Genomic DNA, 19,464 nt, shown 5'->3' with positions numbered 1-19,464 from the left:
GGCCGAAACCATTCGCACGTTTCCTCGATAATCCCGGACGCGGCGGCTGCCGTTACGGCAGCCAGGAAACGTGACCTCGTAGCAATGTGTAGCCGATGTAGGCCACGGCATCGATGGTCGCATGGGCGAGCACGAGCGGCCATAGTCGGTTGGTGCGCTGCCAGTATCGGCCGAAGATCAACCCCATCACCAGATTTCCGAGTCCGCCGCCGAGCCCCTGGTAGAGGTGATAGCTGCCGCGCAGCAGCGACGAGGCCAGCAGCGAGGAATTCTCCGACCAGCCGAGTCTGCGCAGCCGGGTGATCAGGTAGGCGACGACGAGTACTTCCTCGGCCACCGAATTCGCGCACGCGGAAAGGATCAACGCGGGTAGTCGCCACCAGTGGTCACCCAACGAACTGGGGACAATCGTCACACTCACCCCCATGGTGTGCGCGAGCAGATACAACCCGAGGCCGGGCAGACCGATGATCGCCGCGAGCGCCAGTCCCGGCAGCACGTCCTTACGAAAGCGGATGCGGGCCAGTCCGATCAGGCGCGGCCCGATTCCGCTGCGCCACAGCAGATACAGGCCGAGCGCCGCCCAGCCCGCCAGTCGGACTACCCCGAGCAACTGGAAGAGCAGATCGAGCAGCGATTGGGTGGAACGGGAGGCGTTGAGCGCGACGGTTCTGCCGCCGACGCCCCCTGGCGCCAGCGCGCTGTCGATCAGCGACAGCGCGGCGTTGAGCCCACTCAGCCCGAAGGTGATGGACAGGACTATCGCGATCTCGATCCGGATCGCGAAGCGTTCCCGTTCCGCCGATTCGGACCCGCTCCATTCGCCACTCGTCTCCGTGCGCATGCGGTCGAATCTATTGCCCGTGCGCGGTGATCGGGCGTCACGCGGTGCGCGTCCGTCTTCGGGGCGGATCGAGACAGCCCGGCCCGGACGCCGATCGCGTTGGGGAGCAGGGCGGACATCCGGCTGCCGCGCCGGACTCGGCGATCCTGCTGCGCCGAGCTGCACGGGCGGCGCGGCGTCAGATGCGCCGTAGACCGTTCAGAAAAGGGCAGCCCGCCAGCGTGCGGACCGCGCGGCTCAATGCTTCGACGCTGTCGGCGGGCGCGCTGAACGGCATCCGGAAATCGTGGTCACCGTCGTGGCCCTCGACGCGCAGGGTGATGCCGTAGCGGTCGATCGCGAGCGGGTGGACCGTCCCGGTCTGTAATTTCGGCGGCAGATGCCGGGCGAGCTGGGCGACGATATCGCTGTGGTCGGCATCCATGTGCTGCAGCCATGCCGATTCGACGGAGCAGAACGGGTCGGGCTCGGCCAGTCGAAGCTGGTCGACGCAGACGGATTCGGCACCGGTCGCGTCGGCCATCACCGCCGAACCGATTACCAGGCGCAGCAGCGTCGCGGTGTGCCCGACATCGAGCAGCGCCGAATGCGGGTGGTTCTCCGCCACTTGCGTCGCCAACGCCCGTTGCGCGGCGACCGGCACCGCGCGCACCACTCCGCGCAGCCAGACCAGCGCGCGCACGGGCTCACGCAGCGGCAGCGGCGCGTGGTCGGTGAGTTCCAGCACGGCGGCGGCGCCACCGGGGCTGGAATTGCCGATCAGCACCGCGGCTGTCGAACCCGACGGTACGGCGATCACCACGTCGCCGCAGTGGCGCAGGTAGTGCACGGAGGTCGGGGTCGGGTCGATGCCGGGAAGGGCCAGCACCGCCTGCTCGGCGTGGGCGCACGCATTGCGCACCCGCTCGGCGGTGGTCGGTGTGACGGTCGGGTTCGGCATGCGGACCTCCGAGAAATGACGCGGAATGCGGCGAAAAATTAGGTAAACCTAAGCTAAGTCACGGCGGTACGGTTCCGCAAGCATTCGCATCGCGCCGATTTTCGGAAAAGTTCGCCGCGGATCGTCGACGCGGACTCCGCGTGCCGGCGGCGGCACGCTACCGTTGCCCCGTGGTGAACGGCGCGCAAACGGGTCACGGTCCTGGCAGTGAACCGGTTCTGATTTCGCTGACTGCGCCCGCCAGGCGCAGCCTGGTCCGGGATCTGGTGTGCGACATCGGTTCCGGTGCGCCGCCTACGGTTCCGCGTCTGGCCGCGGACCGCGCCGACGCCGAGATCGCCGATTTCCTCGCGGCCGTCGCCCACGCCGACACCGGATTCGTCGCACGTGCCGACACCGGAGAGCGGGCACTGGCGATCGTCGCGGCGACCGCCGCCGCACTCTGCGGCGAAGATATCCGCGCCGCCCTCGCGCGTCCCGATATCGCGTTTCTCACCGCCCTGAAATCACCCGCCGTCGAGGCGTTACGCGGGGTGCTGTTGGCGGTGGAAACCGATTCCCCGGAGGCCGTGACCGCGGCGCTGCGCGTACTGTCCGCCGGATAGCCGCGATCTCGGAGCATCCACCCGCCGCGCGCCCACCCGCCGCGCCAGTAATCTCGTAGGCGTGCCCCGAATCGCATACTTCGGACCGTCCGGAACCTTCACCGAGATGGCGCTCGCCCAACTCGAATCGGCGGGCGTATTCGACGCGCCCGTCGAGCGCGTCGCCGCGCCGAGTCAGGGTGCCGCGCTCGACCTGATCCGATCCGGCGACGTCGAGGGCGCGGTGGTGCCGATCGAGAGTTCGGTCGAAGGCTCCATCTCGGCGACATTGGATTCGCTCGCGATCGGGCCGCGATTGCAGATCGTCGCCGAAACCGAACTGGAGGTCAGCTTCACCATCCTGGCCAGAACGGGGACGACACTGGCCGATGTGCGCCTGCTCGCCGCGTATCCGGTAGCGGGCGCGCAGGTCCGCATGTGGGTGGCCCGGCAATTGCCGGACGCGCAGATCTACACCTCGGCATCGAATGCCGCCGCGGCCGAGGATGTGGTCGCCGGACACGCCGACGCCGCGGTCTCGACCGCGTTGGCCGGCGAACGTCTCGGTCTCACCGCACTCGCCTCCGGCGTCGCCGACCACGATCAGGCGATCACCCGTTTCGTCCTGGTCACCCACCCGGGAGTGGCGCCCCCCGCCACAGGCGCCGACCGGACCTCGATCGTGCTGGAACTGCCGAACGAACCGGGTTCGCTGATGCGGGCATTCGCCGAATTCGCTACCAGGGGAATCGATCTCACCAGGATCGAATCCCGGCCCACCCGAACGGGTTTGGGTACATACCGGTTCTACCTCGACTGTGTAGGACATATCGATGACACTGCGGTGGCCGAGGCGCTCAAGGCGTTGCACCGCACGGCACGGATCCGCTTCCTCGGCTCCTGGCCGGCGACCTCGGCTACCGGTACTCCGCCGCCGTCGGACGAAGCCGGCGCGGAATGGCTGATCCAATTGCGAAAGGGGGTGGCGGACCTATGAGCGGCAAGCTGATTCTGGTCCGGCACGGCGAAACCGAGGGCAATGTCGCGAAGATCCTCGACACCACGGTGCCGGGGCTTCCGTTGACCGAACGCGGTGTGGCACAGGCGAAAACCTTCGGTTCGTCGTTGCTCGCCCCGCCCACCGCCCTGTTCTCCTCGGCGGCGTTGCGCGCGCGACAGACCGCCGGCTACATCGAGGCGACCACCGGTGTCACGAGCGCGGTGCTCGACGGCGTGTACGAGGTGCAGGTCGGCGAGATGGAGGGCCGCAGCGACGCCGAGGCCCACGAGATCTTCCAGCGGACCTACCGGGCCTGGCACGACGGCGATCTAGCGCAGCGCCCGCCGGGCGGCGAATCCGGTCACGAGGTGCTCGCGCGTTTCCTGCCGGCGATCGAGAACCTGCGCGCCGAATACCTTGGTGGCGCGGACGCGGGCGATATCGTGGTCGTCACGCACGGTGCGGCCATGCGATTGGTCACCCGCAGCATCGCGGGAGTCAGGCCGCCGTTCACCACGAACAATCACCTGGACAATACCGACGCCATCGAATTGGCGCCCCGCGTCGACGGTGGCTGGGAATGCCTGCGGTGGGGTCGATTCGTCCCGCCGTTCACCTACGACGTGGCCCCGCACGCCGACGACCCGATGGGTTGACGTCCAGCGTGCGGGATCGCTCAGACGGGTTTCGCGGCGGTGGGCGGAAAATCCGCCCGTTCGGGCAGCGAGTTGATGAGGTCCAGCAGGGCTTGGCGGAGTCGAGCGGTGGTGCCGCTGCTGATCGACGACCATTTGGTGCCGTCGTCGGCGACGCTGGCGGTGATGATGAGCCGTCCGCCGCGGGTGTTGAAGACAGCGATGTGATTGTCGGCGATATCCCTGCCGCCGTCGCGGTACACCACACCGGAAATCTGTACGTGCGAATGGATCTCGACCAGGGCGGAGGCGAGAACCTGCGCGTCACGCGCGGGATTGCAGACCTTCGCCAAGCGATTCGCGGTGGCCGCCGCATCGCCGGTATCGGCGAAAATGGGCGCGAGCACATCGGTTCGGGCATTCATCCCGGCCAGTTCGAGCGGTTCGGCCGTCCCGATGGCCGCGATCATCGGTCCGGGCAGGTCCTCCTCGATCTCCTGGATGACATAGGAGTCGGGCCCGCGGAGGGCGACGACGACAAGGTCGTCACCCTTCGCGAGGCACATCCGACTGACCTGGCCGTCGACGACCAGTCGCAGCGCCAACACCCAGTGGGGGCGATTGAGCGTCCGCAGCCGGTCCTCGAGTTCCCGATGGACCGCACCGTCGATCAGTAGTTCCCGGTCGACGAGCGACTGGGCGGCCACGTGCATCGCCGCATCGTGGTCGTTCACGTTGTCGTAGCGACCCATCGCCTGTAGCACGACGGGCATCTCGTCGGTCTCCAGTTCCTCCATCAGGAACTGCATTTCGTCGAGTGACAACACGACGCCCTCGAGCATCGATGGGCCGCGGCCCTCACCCAGAATGGTCACCTAGCCGTCCCGGAGGCATCGGCGCCGATCACGCCGTCCGCGACGAAGCGGCCGTCGTTGAACAGGTTGTCGTTCAGGTAATCGGCCGACTTGTGCTCGTTCTCCTCGTCCCGCTCGCCCTGGGTATTGCCGAGCAGAGGGCTCCCGGAGGACGTAGTGGTGCGCACCGGCGCCGCTTCGACGCGGGTGACGGCCGTCTCGGTGACCGGCGCCGACGCGGGCGTGGAACCGATCGTCGCGCCGGAACCCCAGCCTGCGGGCAGTTTGAGGGAACCGTTGTTCAGGTTGACCGAAACCCCCGCCCCCGCGGACCGGGTCGATGCGCCGCCGGACGGCGAACCCATCGCACCGATGCCACCCATCATCATCGGCGCGGACTGGGCGATACCGGTACCGGGCGTAACGGCGTTGGTTACCGCGGCGATCGCGTTCGCGCCGAGGTTTCCCACGGTGCCGACGCCGCCACTCGCGACGGTGCCCGCGACATTGGCGACCTGGGTTGCCGCACTCGCGATCGCCGGATTGTTGACCGCGGAGATGGCCGCGCCGACCGCCGCCTGCACCGGATCACCCTCGAACGCGGTATCGGGCGACTCGGCCGCGTCGGCGGTGCCCGCGCCGTTGGCGATCGGCGGCGGGTTGGTGAATTCGCCCGGCGTCGCCACCATCGCCGAGGTCGCGGCCTCGTAGGTCTCCATCACCATCGCGGCGCGAATATCCATGGCGTTCTTGGTGAGTTCGGCCGCCTCGAACGCGCCGGAGACGGCGCCCGCCGGATTCGCGGACGCGGCGACAGCGCCGTTGGTCGCGATGATTTCCGGAAGGCTCGGCATGGCCAGCGAGGCGACCGTGTACGCGGTGGCATTGGCCGCGGCCTTCGCTCCCATGGTCGCGGCCATCACGCCCTGCTGTTCGGCCCACCCGGTGAAGCCGACGAGCCGGGACAGCGCGGCGATACCGTTGACGCCCTGCATACCGACGCCGAGTTCGGCCATCACGCGGGTCACGGTCGCGGTCGCGTCGACCCAGGCCGCGGTGAGCCCGCCCCACGCGGTGGCGGCGGCCGAGATCGGGACGGCGTGCGCACCCGAGTTCAGCGCGGTGGAATTCCATTCGGCCATACGGGGCAGCCAGAAAACCCCGGTGACTCCTGCGGTCATGTTCTTATCTCCCCTTGTGTTGTGGTCGGCGCGAGATCGGCGGCCTAGGCGCCGATCGTTCCGGCGACCCCGTGCATGATCCCCGACTTGACCGTGTCCTCACCGATATGGGTGGCCAGCTGCATACGCAGGATGGCGGCGGCATGGTGAAGTTGCAGTTGGGCATTCGCGATGGAGTTGTCGTGTGTGATCGCGCCCTTGTTCAGATGCTGGGCGGCGATCCACGACACCTCTTCGGCGCCGGAGGGGATGACATGTGTCGCGGGCGCGGTCACCGCGGCGGCGGCCCCCAGCCGCTCGGCGAGCAGATCGAGCTCCGCGGCGGCGGCGAGGACGGCTTCGGGTGAGATGTTTACCAGGCCAACCATGACTCGACTCCTTCTAGTGGCGGCTATGGGGCGGAACCACGAAGAATTCCCCCTTCGAGTGATAGGACGCGACAGCTACGCGATCGGTTCCATCGAATCCCCTACTTCTTGCGATCTTGCACAGCCGTCGGCGAAGTCGCAAGACCGACATGTCACGAACCGCCCGGCGGATGGTGCCGCCGTACGCGACGCGAGCCGTGACATTCGTCGACGACCGGTGCGGACAACTGGGTAAAGACTAGCCCCATCCCAGCTGATGCAGGCGCTCTTCCGGAATGCCGAAATAGTGTGCGATCTCATGGATCACGGTGATCGCGACCTCTTCGACCACGTGGCTCTCGTCGTCGCAGATCTCCAGGATCGCGTCCCGGTAGATGGTGACCGTATCGGGTAGCGCTCCGCCGTAATGACTGTCGCGTTCGGTGAGCGCTATCCCGTGGTACAGCCCGAGCAGGTGCGGATCGTCCCGATCGCGCGCCTCGATGAGGACGACCACGTTGTCGATGGCCCTGGTCAGTTCCGGCGGAATCAGGTCGAGTGCGTCGCCGACCAATTCTTCGAATCGACTCTCGGACATCGAAACCGGCATGACTATCGGGGTTGGGGCTGCGGCGGCAGCGGCGCGGCGCCCGGCAGCGGCGCGGGCGTGGACCGTCCCGAATTCGGCGGTGGCACCGGCGCTTGACCGTTGATCAGGATCTCGCCTCGTGCCGAACCGGTGATCGGCGCGAAACCCTCGCGGTCGGTGCCCTTGCCGATCATGCAGTCCAGTTTGCGGCTGCCCGCCAGCCAGCTACGCGCGTCCAGGTAGTCGAAGAACAGCGTCAATGTCTTGTTGCGCACCGCATCCGGCGAACCGAGGTAGTCGGTCGCCGCCCTGGTGCATTCCTCCTCGACGAAACGATCCTGCTCCTCCTTGGCGGGGGGACCTCCGGGGAAACGAGCCGCCAGATCGACGGTGGAGATGATTTCCACCGCGTGCGCCTGCGCGCAGTCCACCGGATCGGTCGGCAGATTCTGATTGATGCCGAGGCAGGTGCCGGGCTCGAAGACCTTCGACTGATCGTGTTCGGACGCGCTGCCCGACGACGCGAGCGGTGTGCCGGAACTGCCCGAGTACTGCAGGCCGCAACGCAGCGTCCGGTCTCCGTGCTTCCAGCCGTCCGGGCTCGGGTACATCAGTCCGACCACATACCGCCCGCGCGGATCGAAACGTCCGTCCATGTATTGCTGCACGGAAGGGACGCAGTGCTCCTCCTTCAGCTCGGTCAGCCGAAGGGAGTCGGGGAAGCGCGAGCCGGGGCCGAATTCGACACCGGGATATTTGCTCATGTCGATATCGGCGGCCACCTCGAACAGGTGCTTGTTGGAGCAGGCCACCTTCACCAGGTCGGATCGATCCGGTTTGGTCCAGCTCAGGCAGTCGCCTTGGGCCGCCGTGCCGAACTCCTTGTCGAGCACGGACTGGGCGGGCGCGCCGGGATTGTGGGCCTCCAAGCCCTTCTCGTTGTCGAAACCGGTGATGAACAGGCCGACCAGGGCCGCCATCACCGCGCCGACGGCGACGGTGAGCAGCACCCAGCGCAATTTCGACGCCGACAGGTGTGTGACCGATTTACGGTCGATGATCAGTGACTGCGGGAACGACTCGCCGCGCGGCGACTCGCCCGGAGGTGACACGGGCATCGGCGAATCCTGAGGCACATCGTCGGAGGACATCGCGGTCCATCATGGCAGTGTCCTTTCTCCGGTGCTACGACCTGGTGCGATCCGGCCGATCACCCGCGGAACGCGGACAGGATCAGACCTGGCAGTCGCGCCGGATCGGCTCCGGCGTAGAACTCGGTCAGCTTGCGCCCGGTCTGCGCCGCGGTGGTGTTGGTGACGAACCACGGCGGCTTGGGCGAGAGCGCGAGTTCCCCGGCGAACAACGAGCGCGGCGCGGGCCGGAAGGGACCGCGCACCACGGTGCGGTCCACATCATCGAGCAACAAGGCGTTGTGCACGATGCCGATGCCGCTCTGTATGTCGTCGATGGTGTGCCCCGGATAGGCGCCCCATGCCGCCCGCGGTGTCAGGAAGGCGAGCCCGGTCCACGCGTTCACCGCGATCGTGCCGTAGCGCAGTCGCTCGATCGCTCGTTCGAACGCGATGCCGAGTCTGCGGATCGTATTCGGGTCGGCGAGGATATTGGCCCCGAGCGTGCCGGTGAGTTCGGTATTCGCGAAATCGACCGCGCGGGCCAGGAAGTCGCCGCCCGAATACGGCAGTTCGACCACGCCGAGCACGGGGGAGAAGTATTCGGTGCGCAACAGCGGGGTGTCGGTGCGCGGCAACCCACCGACCAGCACGCGGCCCTGCCCCAACCGTTCGGCCGCCGGATAGGCCGCGAGCGCGTCGGCGACCCGGCTGTCGCTGCCCGGATAGTAGGCGGCGCGCTGCGGTGCCAATTCGAGGGCGGTGCGCAGTTCATCGAGGAATCTGCGCTTCTGCGGCCAGTCCCGCGCGATCACCACGGCCTGTGTCGCCACACAGTTGTAGCCGTTGTTGTGTAGGCGCTGGGTGGCGAGGTGTTCGGCCTGGAAACACAGATCGGCCTCGGACCAGTCGCCCGGTACGACGATGGTGGGTGACACACCGCCGAGTTCACTGGTGATCGGCTTGCGCAACAGCGGTTCGCCGCTCTTCCTGCGCTGCTCGCCCTCCACGCCGGAACCCCACACGATCGCGTCGTGGGTGTGCGCGCTGCCCGTCATGTGGACGTGCGCGACATCGGGGTGACGCACCAGATAGCCGCCCGCCTCCGCGCCGCCGACGAGGATGCGCAGCACGCCGAGTTCCAGCAGTGGCGCGAAGATCATCTCGAACACCGTGAACAGCGGATCGGTGACCGGATTCAGTTTGAGCGCGACCACCCGGTTGTTCGCGAACAGTTCGTACAGCACGTCCAGCGGCGGGATCGAGGTGATATTCCCCGCGCCGAGCACCGCCCCGATACCGCCGGTCGCGGTGGGGTCGAGCTGGGCGAGCCCGGCCCTGCGTCGCGCGGTATCGGCGTCGACGCCGGGACGGAGCCAGACCTCGCCGCGGAAACCGCTGAGCAGCAAACGGTCGTAGAAGTCGTACGGCAGAATCGGGACGGCCACCCGGTCGCCGGGGGCGCTGACGAGGGTGATCCCGTCGATCGGACTGCGGCCCTTGTCGAGCGCGGCCACGGTGGCCGAGAGGGCGGCGGTGGCCTGGAGCAGTGCGAGCGGACCCGACATCCACTCCTCGCCGACCAGTGCCGACCCGGCGTCCAGTTGTTTGATCGTCCTGGCCGCGCGCACCCAGTCCTCGGCGAAGCGGGCGGTCCGCCGATGGATCAGGTCGAGTAGTTCGCGGCGTTTGCCCAGCGAGGTATGCGCCCAGGTCTTCTCGCCCTCGGCCAAGTCAGCCACTGCGTCGTCGATGGTGGTTTCGTCGAAACTCGTGCCCACATGGCCACTATGCGCGCATCGGGGGACCGGTGACCCCGGTACCACGGATATCGGCGTGAAACCGCGATAGATCGCCCACTAGGCTGGTTACCCATGATCGACCTCCGACTCCTGCGGGAAGACCCCGAAGCGGTCCGTGCCTCGCAGCGCGCCCGCGGTGAAGACCCGGCCCTCGTCGACGAACTGCTCGAGGCCGATACCGCGCGCCGCGCCGCCGTGGCCGCCGCGGACAATCTGCGCGCCGAGCACAAGTCCATGGGCAAACTGGTCGGCAAGGCCTCCAAGGAGGAGCGGCCCGCCCTGCTCGCCCGGGCGCAGGAGATGTCGGTCAAGGTCAAGGAGGCCGAGGTCGCCCAGAGTGCGGCGGACGCCGATCTGGACGCCGCGCACCGCGCCATCTCCAATGTGGTTCAGGACGGCGCGCCCGCGGGCGGTGAGGACGATTACATCGTCCTGGAAACCGTCGGTACGCCAAGGGATTTCGATTTCGAACCCAAGGATCACGTGGAGCTGGGCGAATCGCTCGGCGTGATCGATATGGAACGCGGCGCGAAGGTTTCCGGTGCCAGGTTCTACTTCCTCACCGGTTACGGCGCGCTGCTGCAACTGGGCCTGTTGCAGCTCGCCGCGCAGCGCGCGGTGGCCAACGGCTTCACCATGATGATCCCGCCGGTTCTGGTGCGTCCCGAGATCATGGCGGGCACCGGATTCCTCGGGCAGCATTCGGCCGAGGTCTACCACCTCGCCGACGACGACCTCTACCTCGTCGGCACCTCCGAGGTGCCGCTGGCGGGCTACCACTCGGGTGAGATCCTCGATCTGAGCGGCGGCCCGAAGCGGTACGCGGGGTGGTCGTCGTGTTTCCGGCGCGAGGCGGGCAGCTACGGCAAGGACACCCGAGGCATCATCCGGGTGCACCAGTTCGACAAGGTCGAGATGTTCGTCTACACCACGCCCGACCAGGCCGACGCCGAACACCGTCGGCTGCTCGACTGGGAGCGGGATATGCTCGCGGCCGTCGAGGTGCCTTATCGGATCATCGATGTCGCGGCGGGCGATCTCGGCAGTTCGGCCGCCCGCAAATTCGATTGCGAGGGCTGGGTGCCCACCCAGCAGACCTACCGTGAGCTCACCTCGACCTCGAACTGCACCACCTTCCAGGCTCGCCGCCTCGCCGTGCGCTACCGGGACGAGAACGGAAAGCCACAGGTAGCAGCCACTTTGAACGGTACATTGGCGACCACGCGCTGGATCGTGTCGATCCTGGAGAACCACCAGCAGGCCGACGGTTCGGTCCGGGTGCCCACGGCGCTCGTGCCCTTCGTCGGCGCCGAGGTGCTGACTCCTCCCAGGTGACCGGGACGTAAATAGCTGTCGGTTCGCCCCTTCGGATTAGTGGGATGTGGCAACTGACGAGATGCGTTGTGTTTAGGCTGTTCCCCGTGCGAGGAATCGGGGCGCGCGGCGATACCCGAACCCGGGTGCGGGCGGCATCGGCGTTGGCGACGGCTATGGTCATGGCTCGGACCACCGGGGCGTTCTACGTCATGGGTGGTGTGCTGGGCTTGGTGATCACCGCCGTCGCCCCAGGGGACGAAGGTGACCGACCGCTGGTCGGTGCGGCGGCAGCCATAGCGCTGGTGCTGGGTTCGACGCTGCTCGTGTGGGGGCCGAGGATGCCGCACGGTATCCATCACGCCTATGTCGCGTTGGCGACGGTGCTCATCACCGTTGCCGTGCATTCGTTCCCGAACACCGTCGGCGCGATCAGTCTCGCGTCCTTCTACGTCTTCGTCGCCTGTGACGCGGCATTGTTCTTCCGGTGGTCCCAGGCCGCCGCGCATCTCGCGTTCGCGATGCTGCTGTGCCTGTTGGTGCTGCCGACCCGTGACCTGCCTTGGTGGTCGGGGCTGATTCCGGCGGGTGTCACCTTCGGCGTCGGCGTCGTGGTCGGCATCCTCACCAGGATGGCCTCCGAGGCCGATATCGATGTGCTCACCGGCTTGCTCAACCGCCGCGGATTCGACAGGGCGCTCAATTCCGCGATCGAACTCGCCACGAGGTCGGGACAGGGCCTCGCCCTCGTCCTGGTCGACCTGGACCGCTTCCAGAAGATCAACGATCACCTCGGCCATCGCGCCGGTGACGCGGTGCTGCAACGGGTCGCCGATACCTGGGCCACCCTGCTCACGCCGGATCAGCGACTGGCCCGCTACGGTGGCGACGCGTTCGCGTTGCTGCTGCCCAACACCACCGAGCAGGCCGCGATCCTGCTCACCGAACAGTTGCGCGCGGCGGTCACCACCGGATGCTCGGCCGGCGTCACCTCCTGGCAGCCGGGGGAGTCCGGATCGCTGCTGGTGAGCCGTGCCGATGTCGGGCTCTACCGCGCCAAGCAGGCCGGGCGCAACCGCACCGTGCTGGAATCCTCACGGCAACTGCCGCTCGCGGTGGAATTGCGCGAGGCCATCGACAACGGCGCGTTGGACGTGCACTACCAGCCGATCGTCAGCCTGTCCGAAGGCGGCGGCAAGGCGGTCGGCGTGGAGGCGCTGCTGCGCTGGTCATCGAGTGCGCAGCCGGATGTCACCACCGAGGGACTCATCCGCGTCGCCGAGGAATACGACCTGATCTCGGATCTGGACGAGCTGGTACTGCGGCGCGCCTGCGCCGACGCGGCGCGATTACAGGAGACGTTCGCCCAACTCGATCTGACCCTCAACGTGAACGTCAGCGGTCTGGAACTGGCCGAATCGGGGTACGCGGACCGCGTCGCCGGCATTCTCGCGAGCACCGGCTGGCCCGCCGACCAACTCGTCCTCGAGGTCACCGAAAGCGAGTTGGCCGCCGAATCCCACATCGCGATCGCGAACCTGCACACCCTGCGCGACCGGGGTGTGCGCATCGCGATCGATGATTTCGGGACCGGGTACTCCTCGCTGAGCAGGCTGGCCACGTTGCCGAGCGACATACTCAAGGTCGACCAGTCCTTCGTCGCCGCGATCCGCTCCGATTCCCCCGCGCCCCCACTGCTCAGTGTCATCGCGGCGCTGAGCAGCGCCCTGGATCTGCAGGTGATCGCCGAGGGCGTGGAAACCGAATACCAAGCCGCGGTACTGACCGAACTCGGATTCGCACTCGCCCAGGGGTATCACTACAGCGATTCCCATCCGGTCTCCGCGCTGATCAGCGATTTGAACGAGGGGCAGGGCCGAGTCGGTCCCGGTGTCCCGGATCGGGAACTCGACGACGACTCGCGCCACGCCGCCAACGGCTGGCTCCCGCTCGGATAATCGCTTGACGCGCCTCGCGGCGTCGGCGAGGCTCGGTACATGCGTTTACTCATCTACGGCTGTTGATCCGCCGGTGCCTTGACGGCCCTGCTCCGGGGCCGAAGCCACGGTGTTCGCGGCCTCACTGTCCGCGCGATCCTGTTCAGGGGTTCGCGTGATCTCATTCCGCTCTACGCGCTGTACGCGCTGCTGTTCGCCGACCATGGGCTGAATACCGCGCAGATCTCGCTGCTGCTGGCGATGTGGTCGCTGACGGCGTTCGTTCTCGAGGTGCCATCGGGCGCGTGGGCCGATACGGCGTCGCGTCGGGGCATGCTGATACTCAGCGCCCTGTTGATGTGCACCGGTTTCACGGTGTGGACCCTCGCGCCGTCGTTCCTCGGATTCGCGATCGGTTTCGTGGTGTGGGGTATCGCGGGTGCGCTGGAGTCGGGCACCTTCGAGGCGCTGGTCTACGACGAGTTGACCGCGGCGGACGCGTCATCGACCTATCCGCGAATCATGGGTTACGCCAGGGCCGCTCAGGAAACGGCGGTGGTGGTCGCCATCTTCGCCGCCACCCCGCTGTATGCCTGGGGCGGCTATCCGCTCGTCGGCTGGGCGAGCGTGGCGGTGTCCGGGCTGCACTGCCTGATCGCGCTGACCCTGCCCAGCGTGCCCAAGGCGGTTTCGGCCGCCGTCGTCGACGACCTCGACGACGAGGCCCCGGCACCCATTCCGTCGCTGCCCGGTGATGTCACCGTGGTCGGCGGTCCGGGAGTCGGCGGATGCGCACCGCATATCTTCGCGCGGTACTCGGCCATGCTGCGCGCCGGAATCAGTGAATCGCTGCGGGTACGTCAGGTTCGCAATGGTGTACTGCTCGGTGCGCTGATCTACGGCGTGACGGCCTACGACGAATATTTCGCCCTGTTGGCGCAGACGGCGGGCGCGTCGACGGAGGTCGTGCCGTTGCTCGTCGGCGTCACCGTGGCGGGATCGCTCACCGGTTCGCTGCTCGCCGGGCGCACGGAGGGGATGTCGGGGCTCACTATGGCGGCAGCCCTGGCGATCGGCGGTGTGCTCTTCATCGGTGGTGCGCTGGCCGCTGGCCTCGCCGCGCGCCATCCGTCGGCCGTCTATCCGTTGACGGGAGCGGGTTTCGCGGCGATCGGTCTCGCCTACGGGATCGTCTTCAATGCCGAGGTAGTCGCCGAGGCGCGGTTGCAGGACGCGATCCAAGGTCCGGCCCGCGCGACGGTCACCTCTGTCTCCGGTCTGCTCTCGGAGGTGGTGGCGCTCGGCGTTTTCGGTTTCGTCGCGGTGGCGACACTGTGGTTGTCGCTGGCGACCACTGTCGCCTTGCTCGGTGTCGTCATGCTCGTCATCGCGCTGGTCACCCCGGCCTGGCTCCCGCGTCGCGGGGGGCGGCGATAAGCACGGCCGGTACCGTGCGGTGGTGGTTATGCGGACGACGTGGGGCCTGGTCTGCGGCTTCTGTATCGGTGCGGGCGTCGCGGTGCAGGGGCGGATCAACGGCGCGCTCGGCGCCCGCCTGCACGACGGAATCGCCGCCGCCACCATCAGTTTCGGGACCGGACTCCTCGTCCTCGTCCTCGCCTTCGCGGTGAGCGGGCGACTGCGTGCGGGGATGGGCCGGGTTCGGCGCGCCCTCGCCGAGGGGACTTTGCGGCCGTGGCAGTTGCTCGGCGGGCTCTGCGGCGCGTTATTCGTCGCCTGTCAGGGACTCACCGTCGCCGCCATCGGCGTCACCGCCTTCACCGTCGCCGCTGTCGCGGGACAACTGCTGAGCAGTCTGGTGGTGGATCGCCTCGGAATCGGGCCGAGCGGACGGACTCTCATCACCGTGCCACGCCTGAGCGCTGCCGCTCTCGCGATCGGTGCGGTGCTGCTCGCGGGAGCCGGGCGCTCCGGCGGCGGTGCGGGAGCGCTCGCCCTGCCGCATTCCCTGCACGCGATTCCCGCCGGATTGCTGATCGCGCTGCCCGCGCTCGCGGGTGTCGGCCTGGCATGGCAGCAGGCGGTCAACGGCCGGGTGGGCGAGGTCGGTGGGCCGTTCTCGGCCACCTTGACGAATTTCGGCGTCGGCATGGTCGCCCTCGTCGCCCTGGAATCCGCCCTGCTGGCCACCTCCGATCGCGGCGTCGATCTCCCGACCGAACCGTGGCTCTACCTCGGCGGTCTGATCGGCGTCGCCTTCATCGCGTTGGCCGCCCTCGTCGTCCGGTGGATCGGCGTGCTGCTGCTCGGCCTCACCTCGGTCGCGGGACAACTCGCCGCGGCGCTCGTTCTCGACCTGCTCACGCCGACCACTGCGGGCATATCCGCGACGACCGCGCTCGGCTGCGCCCTCACCCTCGTCGCGGTGGTGATCGCGGGTTATCGCGGGGAGCGGACCTCCGCCCGTGCGCGCTCGGCGCGCCACCCGTGATCTCCCGTTCTCGGCAAGCCCCTCAGACGAGTTTGCGCGAGCGCAGTTCGTGGCCCTTGGAGGTTTTGCAGCGACCCGATTCCAGATCCCACTGCCAGCCGTGCAGATTGCAGGTGAGCGTATTGCCCTCGACCACACCGAATTTGGAGAGATCCGCCTTCAGGTGCGGGCAGCGGCGCTGAATTTCCCAGCCCGCCAATTCGGTCGAGGTGGAATCGTCGTGCGCCTCGGCGAACCAGCCGTCGGCGTAGGCGATCCGCTCGTCGGTGAGGCATTTGAAGAATGTGTAGAGGAATTCGTTGTATCCGCCGACCCGCCACGCCTGGAAGCGGGTGGAGAGAAAGACGGTGTTCACCCAGTCGGGCTCGTTGTCGCGCAGGACGGTGCGCACCAATTCCGGCGCGATCCGGAAACCGTAGCGGTACTTGCCTTCCCCCTCGATCGGTGTGCGCACCACACGTTTGGGGAAGTCCAGGACGACGGTCTCGTCGCCGATGACAAGGCCGACCGAGTAGCCGATCCCGTCGCAGATCACGTCGGACTGCGCCATGATCGGCTCGAAAAGGGCTTTCAGCGGTTCGAGCAACGGGCCGTCGCCGGTGGCCCACGACGCCTTCTCCGCCTCGAGTACCGGCGCGAGCCGCTGCGCCATCTTCTCGATGTACTCGGCCTTGTTGTCGTAGATCAGGCCGGGTTCGAATGGATGGCGGAGTTCGAGTTCCGCGCCGCGCACATCGGCGACCGAACCGGGAATCATCAGGATTCCGCCCTCGTTGCCGTGGATCCGCATCTGCTCCAGGAACACCATCTGGTCGGGGAAGATATTTCCCTCGTCGCCCCTGTCGTCGTTGAGGTGGCGCAATTCGTCATCGAGGAAGACCGGGGGACCGGCCGACGGCACCACCCACGTCGCACCGACCTGCTCGATATAGCTGCGCGCCCGGTCCATACCGCGCTGGCGCTTCTGCTTACCGAAATTGGATTTCGTGCGGGCGGGAATGTCGTAGACCATCGGATACCAGATGGCGCCGGAGTACTGCAGCAGATGGACATCGATATGGCCGAACGTGTCGCGCAGGACGTCCATATCCACCGGACGCGCGTCGTTCATGTTGAAACAGGTGGTCTCGCCGTCGGAGATGACGATCCCGGAATCGCCGATCGGTCCGTCGGCGGGCGCGCGCAACGAGATGATCATGATGTCGACGTCGCCGCCCGGCCCGCTGACGGTGTGCTTGACCGAATCCTCGGTCTCGAAGAATGTGTGGAAGCCGAGCTTCTCCAATTCGCGCCGCAGATCGGGCACGGGAAAGTCCGGCAGCAGTACCGTCGCGTCCTTGTTGACGTGCTCGGCCAGATTCTTCGCGTCGAAGTGATCGCGGTGTAGATGCGAGACGTAGAGGAAATCGCAGTTGCCCAGCTCGTCCCAGTCGAGCTGGGTGTTGTCCGGAAACGGGAACCACGAGGCGAAGTACGCGGGATTGACCCAGGGATCGCAAAGGATCGACCCGGCCGCGGTGCGGATGTGGAAGCCTGCGTGTCCGACGCTGGTGATCTGCACGAGCTGTTTTCCTCCTGACCGTTACCAGCCATCAAGGGTAGTGGCCCGCGCGAATACGCGGGCTGCCGCCTCCGGGTAGCCGCTACGGCGAGACATCGCCGATGCAGTAACCCTCCGGCCCTTCGGCCAAGGTGAACGTACGGGTCTTGGTGGTGCCGGTCGAATCCGTGATCGGCACATCGACGGTGATGTAGTCCGCGCCGAGTTGGTCCGAGCTGATTTCCTGACCGTCGAATTCGGTGATGCCGGTGAGCCTACCCGGGTTGTTCGCCAGCGGCGCCGGGGTCGGCGCTCCGGTGTCCTTGGGATCCCACGTCGCCGGAGACGCCTTGCAGACCAACGGGTAGTCGCCCTCTTTATCGGCCGCGTCGAGCGGTTCGCCCACGAAACGCGCGAGGTATCGGCGCACCGTATGTCTGGCATCGGCGTCGTTGTAGCCGATTTCGGTACCGGCGGGGAATACCCGAGGGCACGCGTATCCGGTGTGGATCAGATCGCGTTCGACGGTGACCGTGGTGGCGCGGCTCTTCCAGGTGATGGTGTCCGCGCTCACGGTGCCGGGCTGGGCCAGTGCGGTCAGAATCGCCTGTTTGCTCTGGTACATCTCGGTGACATTGGCCGGAGCCATATTCCAGCATTTGGCCTGGAGTTCGGTGCTCGTATCGGTGCGCAGATCGGCGGCCCAGCGGCGCACGGCGGTGGCGGCGTCGGGCAGACCGGGTACCGCGCCGACCGGCGGTGCGTCCTCGGGCGGCGGCGGTAGGGCGGTGGTGGTCGGCGTCGTCGGGATCGCGGCGGGCGGGGTGCTGATCGCCTCGGCGCGCACCGGAGCCGGATCGTCGCCGGGGATGCCGGAGACCGAATCACACCCGCCCAGCACGACGGCGCTCACGGCGACGCCGCCGATCAGCGCGATGCGCGCGAGCGCGGATAACCCGCCTGGTCCACTTCGCGCTGTTCGGTCGTGCTCACGCGACAGCGGTCGGGCGCGTTCCACTTCGACGATCCTCTTTCGTTGAGTGTCGGGGTCCTTCTCCGGTGTGCGGCGGCGCCTGTGCCGGAGGGGACGGTCTGCGACTACGCTAGCGGAATTGTGGAACCCGTCTACCGCACGATCATCGGGCTCGCCCGTACCGTCTTCTTCGCCGAGGGCCTGAAGTTCACCGTCCAGGGCGATGAACATATCCCCGCGTCCGGTGGTGCCGTGCTCGCGGTCAATCACACCGGCTACATGGACTTCACCTACGCCGGGATCCCGGTCCGCACCCCCAAGCGCTATATCCGCTTCATGGCCAAGAAGGAGGTGTTCGACAACCCCGTTTCCGGCCCCATCATGCGGACTCTCAAACACATTCCGGTGGATCGTGGGGCGGGCGCCGACTCCTACAAGGCCGCCGTGGACTACCTGCGCCGCGGTGAACTGGTCGGGGTGTACCCGGAGGCGACCATCAGCCGCAGTTTCGAGATCAAGGCGTTCAAGTCCGGCGCGGCCCGCATGGCCATCGAGGCCGGAGTGCCGATCATCCCGATCGTCATCTGGGGCGCGCAGCGGGTGTGGACCAAGGGGTTCCCGAAACGCCTCGGCCGCACCAACACTCCCATCTCCATCGCGGTCGGCGCGCCGATCCAGCCCTACGAACCCGCCGCCGAGCTCACCGCGCAGCTGCGCGCCACCATGCAGGAATTGCTGGCCGGCCTGCAGAAGGATTACGTGCACGAGCCGGGCGCGTACTGGGTGCCGGCCAGGCTCGGCGGTAGCGCGCCCACCTTGGAGGAAGCCGACGCCATGGACGCCGCCGAAGCCGCCGAACGGGCCGCAGCGAAAGCCGCCCGCAAGGACCGGGGTTAGGTTCAGCCCGGACCTACGGGCCTCGAAACATCTCGGCACGACGTGGGCGCGGGGAGATTTCCTCGGATGAATCCGGCCGGCGGCACCCCCATCAGCGCCTTGAAGTCGGCCGACATATGGGATTGGTCGTAGTACCCGCTGTCGGCGGCGATCCGCGCCAGCGGCATATCCGACACCTGCGCGATGACGTGGCGGACCCGCCCGATGCGCGCGAAATGTTTGGGCGAGACGCGCACCGGACGTGTGTACACACTCACCGGCCCCGGACTGCTCAGCGGCCCCGATCAGGCTGCCGCGTTGGCCGCCGTGCTCGGTCGCCCGATCGAGGTGGCCGATATCGCGGAATCGGCCGCGCGCGAGCAAATGGCCGCCAGCGCCAGTAAAGGCCGCCTACCAGCGGATTTACGATTTCGTGGATGGTCGACTAAAGTTCGGGTTCGCACGA

19 protein-coding genes are annotated in these 19,464 nt (G+C 67.4%); 8 read left to right on the top strand and 11 right to left on the bottom strand.

All coding sequences use genetic code 11. The features are described 5' to 3' along the window. Nucleotides 1–52: 52 nt before the first annotated feature. On the bottom strand, nucleotides 53–844 hold the full coding sequence (locus ABZS43_RS10990; protein ID WP_355035660.1) for a CPBP family intramembrane glutamic endopeptidase: 792 nt from the start codon (nucleotides 842–844) through the stop codon (nucleotides 53–55). A gap of 178 nt (nucleotides 845–1,022) precedes the next feature. Further along, nucleotides 1,023–1,784, bottom strand: coding sequence for a DUF2470 domain-containing protein (locus ABZS43_RS10985; RefSeq protein WP_355035659.1), 762 nt, complete (start codon nucleotides 1,782–1,784; stop codon nucleotides 1,023–1,025). Nucleotides 1,785–1,924: 140 nt separating this feature from the next. Here ABZS43_RS10985 and ABZS43_RS10980 point away from each other — a divergent pair, with 140 nt between their 5' ends. From ABZS43_RS10980 to ABZS43_RS10970, 3 genes are all read left to right on the top strand, one after another. After that, nucleotides 1,925–2,389, top strand: coding sequence for a hypothetical protein (locus ABZS43_RS10980; protein WP_355035658.1), 465 nt, complete (start codon nucleotides 1,925–1,927; stop codon nucleotides 2,387–2,389). Nucleotides 2,390–2,450: 61 nt separating this feature from the next. After that, nucleotides 2,451–3,365 (top strand): prephenate dehydratase, encoded by a 915-nt coding sequence (gene pheA / locus ABZS43_RS10975; RefSeq protein WP_355035657.1) that lies wholly within the window; start codon nucleotides 2,451–2,453, stop codon nucleotides 3,363–3,365. After that, a complete protein-coding gene (locus ABZS43_RS10970; protein ID WP_355035656.1) occupies nucleotides 3,362–4,024 on the top strand; it encodes a histidine phosphatase family protein in 663 nt (220 codons plus the stop codon). Before pheA ends, ABZS43_RS10970 begins: the two co-directional genes overlap by 4 nt. A gap of 20 nt (nucleotides 4,025–4,044) precedes the next feature. Here the strand turns inward: ABZS43_RS10970 and ABZS43_RS10965 are convergent, their stop codons facing one another. The 6 genes from ABZS43_RS10965 to ABZS43_RS10940 all read right to left on the bottom strand — a co-directional run bounded on the left by ABZS43_RS10965 (nucleotide 4,045) and on the right by ABZS43_RS10940 (nucleotide 9,885). Next, nucleotides 4,045–4,878 (bottom strand): ESX secretion-associated protein EspG, encoded by an 834-nt coding sequence (locus tag ABZS43_RS10965; RefSeq protein WP_355035655.1) that lies wholly within the window; start codon nucleotides 4,876–4,878, stop codon nucleotides 4,045–4,047. After that, on the bottom strand, nucleotides 4,875–6,038 hold the full coding sequence (locus tag ABZS43_RS10960; RefSeq protein ID WP_355035654.1) for a PPE domain-containing protein: 1,164 nt from the start codon (nucleotides 6,036–6,038) through the stop codon (nucleotides 4,875–4,877). The genes ABZS43_RS10965 and ABZS43_RS10960 overlap by 4 nt, the downstream gene beginning before the upstream one ends. 44 nt (nucleotides 6,039–6,082) lie before the next feature. After that, nucleotides 6,083–6,406: a PE domain-containing protein gene (locus tag ABZS43_RS10955; RefSeq protein ID WP_355035653.1), complete on the bottom strand. Its 324-nt coding sequence runs from the start codon at nucleotides 6,404–6,406 to the stop codon at nucleotides 6,083–6,085. Nucleotides 6,407–6,644: 238 nt separating this feature from the next. Then, nucleotides 6,645–6,995, bottom strand: a complete 351-nt coding sequence (locus ABZS43_RS10950) for a metallopeptidase family protein (RefSeq protein WP_355035652.1) — start codon at nucleotides 6,993–6,995, stop codon at nucleotides 6,645–6,647. A gap of 2 nt (nucleotides 6,996–6,997) precedes the next feature. Continuing rightward, nucleotides 6,998–8,092 (bottom strand): septum formation family protein, encoded by a 1,095-nt coding sequence (locus ABZS43_RS10945; RefSeq protein WP_355035651.1) that lies wholly within the window; start codon nucleotides 8,090–8,092, stop codon nucleotides 6,998–7,000. A 92-nt stretch (nucleotides 8,093–8,184) separates the two neighbouring features. Next, on the bottom strand, nucleotides 8,185–9,885 hold the full coding sequence (locus ABZS43_RS10940) for an aldehyde dehydrogenase family protein (protein ID WP_355035650.1): 1,701 nt from the start codon (nucleotides 9,883–9,885) through the stop codon (nucleotides 8,185–8,187). Between the two features lie 93 nt (nucleotides 9,886–9,978). Here ABZS43_RS10940 and serS point away from each other — a divergent pair, with 93 nt between their 5' ends. The 4 genes from serS to ABZS43_RS10920 all read left to right on the top strand — a co-directional run bounded on the left by serS (nucleotide 9,979) and on the right by ABZS43_RS10920 (nucleotide 15,609). Beyond that, nucleotides 9,979–11,241: a serine--tRNA ligase gene (gene serS / locus ABZS43_RS10935; protein WP_355035649.1), complete on the top strand. Its 1,263-nt coding sequence runs from the start codon at nucleotides 9,979–9,981 to the stop codon at nucleotides 11,239–11,241. A gap of 86 nt (nucleotides 11,242–11,327) precedes the next feature. Further along, a complete protein-coding gene (locus ABZS43_RS10930) occupies nucleotides 11,328–13,178 on the top strand; it encodes a bifunctional diguanylate cyclase/phosphodiesterase (protein ID WP_355035648.1) in 1,851 nt (616 codons plus the stop codon). A gap of 135 nt (nucleotides 13,179–13,313) precedes the next feature. Beyond that, the gene (locus tag ABZS43_RS10925; protein ID WP_355035746.1) at nucleotides 13,314–14,594 is read left to right on the top strand and encodes an MFS transporter; all 1,281 of its coding nucleotides are present in this window, start codon (nucleotides 13,314–13,316) and stop codon (nucleotides 14,592–14,594) included. 28 nt (nucleotides 14,595–14,622) lie between these two features. After that, nucleotides 14,623–15,609 (top strand): DMT family transporter, encoded by a 987-nt coding sequence (locus ABZS43_RS10920; RefSeq protein ID WP_355035647.1) that lies wholly within the window; start codon nucleotides 14,623–14,625, stop codon nucleotides 15,607–15,609. Nucleotides 15,610–15,631: 22 nt separating this feature from the next. Here ABZS43_RS10920 and ABZS43_RS10915 read toward each other — a convergent pair whose 3' ends face one another. Both ABZS43_RS10915 and ABZS43_RS10910 read right to left on the bottom strand, forming a co-directional pair. Further along, nucleotides 15,632–17,170 carry a Rieske 2Fe-2S domain-containing protein gene (locus ABZS43_RS10915; RefSeq protein ID WP_355035646.1) on the bottom strand — a complete coding sequence of 513 codons (1,539 nt, stop codon included), beginning with the start codon at nucleotides 17,168–17,170 and terminating at the stop codon, nucleotides 15,632–15,634. A gap of 82 nt (nucleotides 17,171–17,252) precedes the next feature. Then, the gene (locus tag ABZS43_RS10910; RefSeq protein WP_355035645.1) at nucleotides 17,253–18,167 is read right to left on the bottom strand and encodes a hypothetical protein; all 915 of its coding nucleotides are present in this window, start codon (nucleotides 18,165–18,167) and stop codon (nucleotides 17,253–17,255) included. Nucleotides 18,168–18,263: 96 nt separating this feature from the next. On the opposite strand from ABZS43_RS10910, the gene ABZS43_RS10905 reads away from it, so the two are divergent. Next, nucleotides 18,264–19,019: a lysophospholipid acyltransferase family protein gene (locus ABZS43_RS10905; protein WP_355035644.1), complete on the top strand. Its 756-nt coding sequence runs from the start codon at nucleotides 18,264–18,266 to the stop codon at nucleotides 19,017–19,019. A gap of 2 nt (nucleotides 19,020–19,021) precedes the next feature. Here ABZS43_RS10905 and ABZS43_RS10900 read toward each other — a convergent pair whose 3' ends face one another. Further along, complete coding sequence (locus ABZS43_RS10900) at nucleotides 19,022–19,276, bottom strand: helix-turn-helix domain-containing protein (protein WP_355035643.1); 255 nt, start codon at nucleotides 19,274–19,276, stop codon at nucleotides 19,022–19,024. Nucleotides 19,277–19,464 lie beyond the last annotated feature (188 nt).

The organism is Nocardia sp. NPDC005366, from assembly GCF_040606855.1.
Lineage (GTDB): Bacteria > Actinomycetota > Actinomycetes > Mycobacteriales > Mycobacteriaceae > Nocardia.
This window is presented reverse-complemented; position numbering and strand designations above follow the sequence as displayed.

What these genes read in the sequence shown, in the direction of transcription:
- ABZS43_RS10990 (WP_355035660.1), bottom strand. Translation starts at nt 844, where the DNA reads ATGCGCACGGAGACGAGTGGCGAATGGAGCGGGTCCGAATCGGCGGAA.
- ABZS43_RS10985 (WP_355035659.1), bottom strand. Translation starts at nt 1,784, where the DNA reads ATGCCGAACCCGACCGTCACACCGACCACCGCCGAGCGGGTGCGCAAT.
- ABZS43_RS10970 (WP_355035656.1), top strand. Translation starts at nt 3,362, where the DNA reads ATGAGCGGCAAGCTGATTCTGGTCCGGCACGGCGAAACCGAGGGCAAT.
- ABZS43_RS10960 (WP_355035654.1), bottom strand. Translation starts at nt 6,038, where the DNA reads ATGACCGCAGGAGTCACCGGGGTTTTCTGGCTGCCCCGTATGGCCGAA.
- ABZS43_RS10955 (WP_355035653.1), bottom strand. Translation starts at nt 6,406, where the DNA reads ATGGTTGGCCTGGTAAACATCTCACCCGAAGCCGTCCTCGCCGCCGCC.
- ABZS43_RS10950 (WP_355035652.1), bottom strand. Translation starts at nt 6,995, where the DNA reads ATGCCGGTTTCGATGTCCGAGAGTCGATTCGAAGAATTGGTCGGCGAC.
- ABZS43_RS10945 (WP_355035651.1), bottom strand. Translation starts at nt 8,092, where the DNA reads ATGCCCGTGTCACCTCCGGGCGAGTCGCCGCGCGGCGAGTCGTTCCCG.
- serS (WP_355035649.1), top strand. Translation starts at nt 9,979, where the DNA reads ATGATCGACCTCCGACTCCTGCGGGAAGACCCCGAAGCGGTCCGTGCC.
- ABZS43_RS10920 (WP_355035647.1), top strand. Translation starts at nt 14,623, where the DNA reads ATGCGGACGACGTGGGGCCTGGTCTGCGGCTTCTGTATCGGTGCGGGC.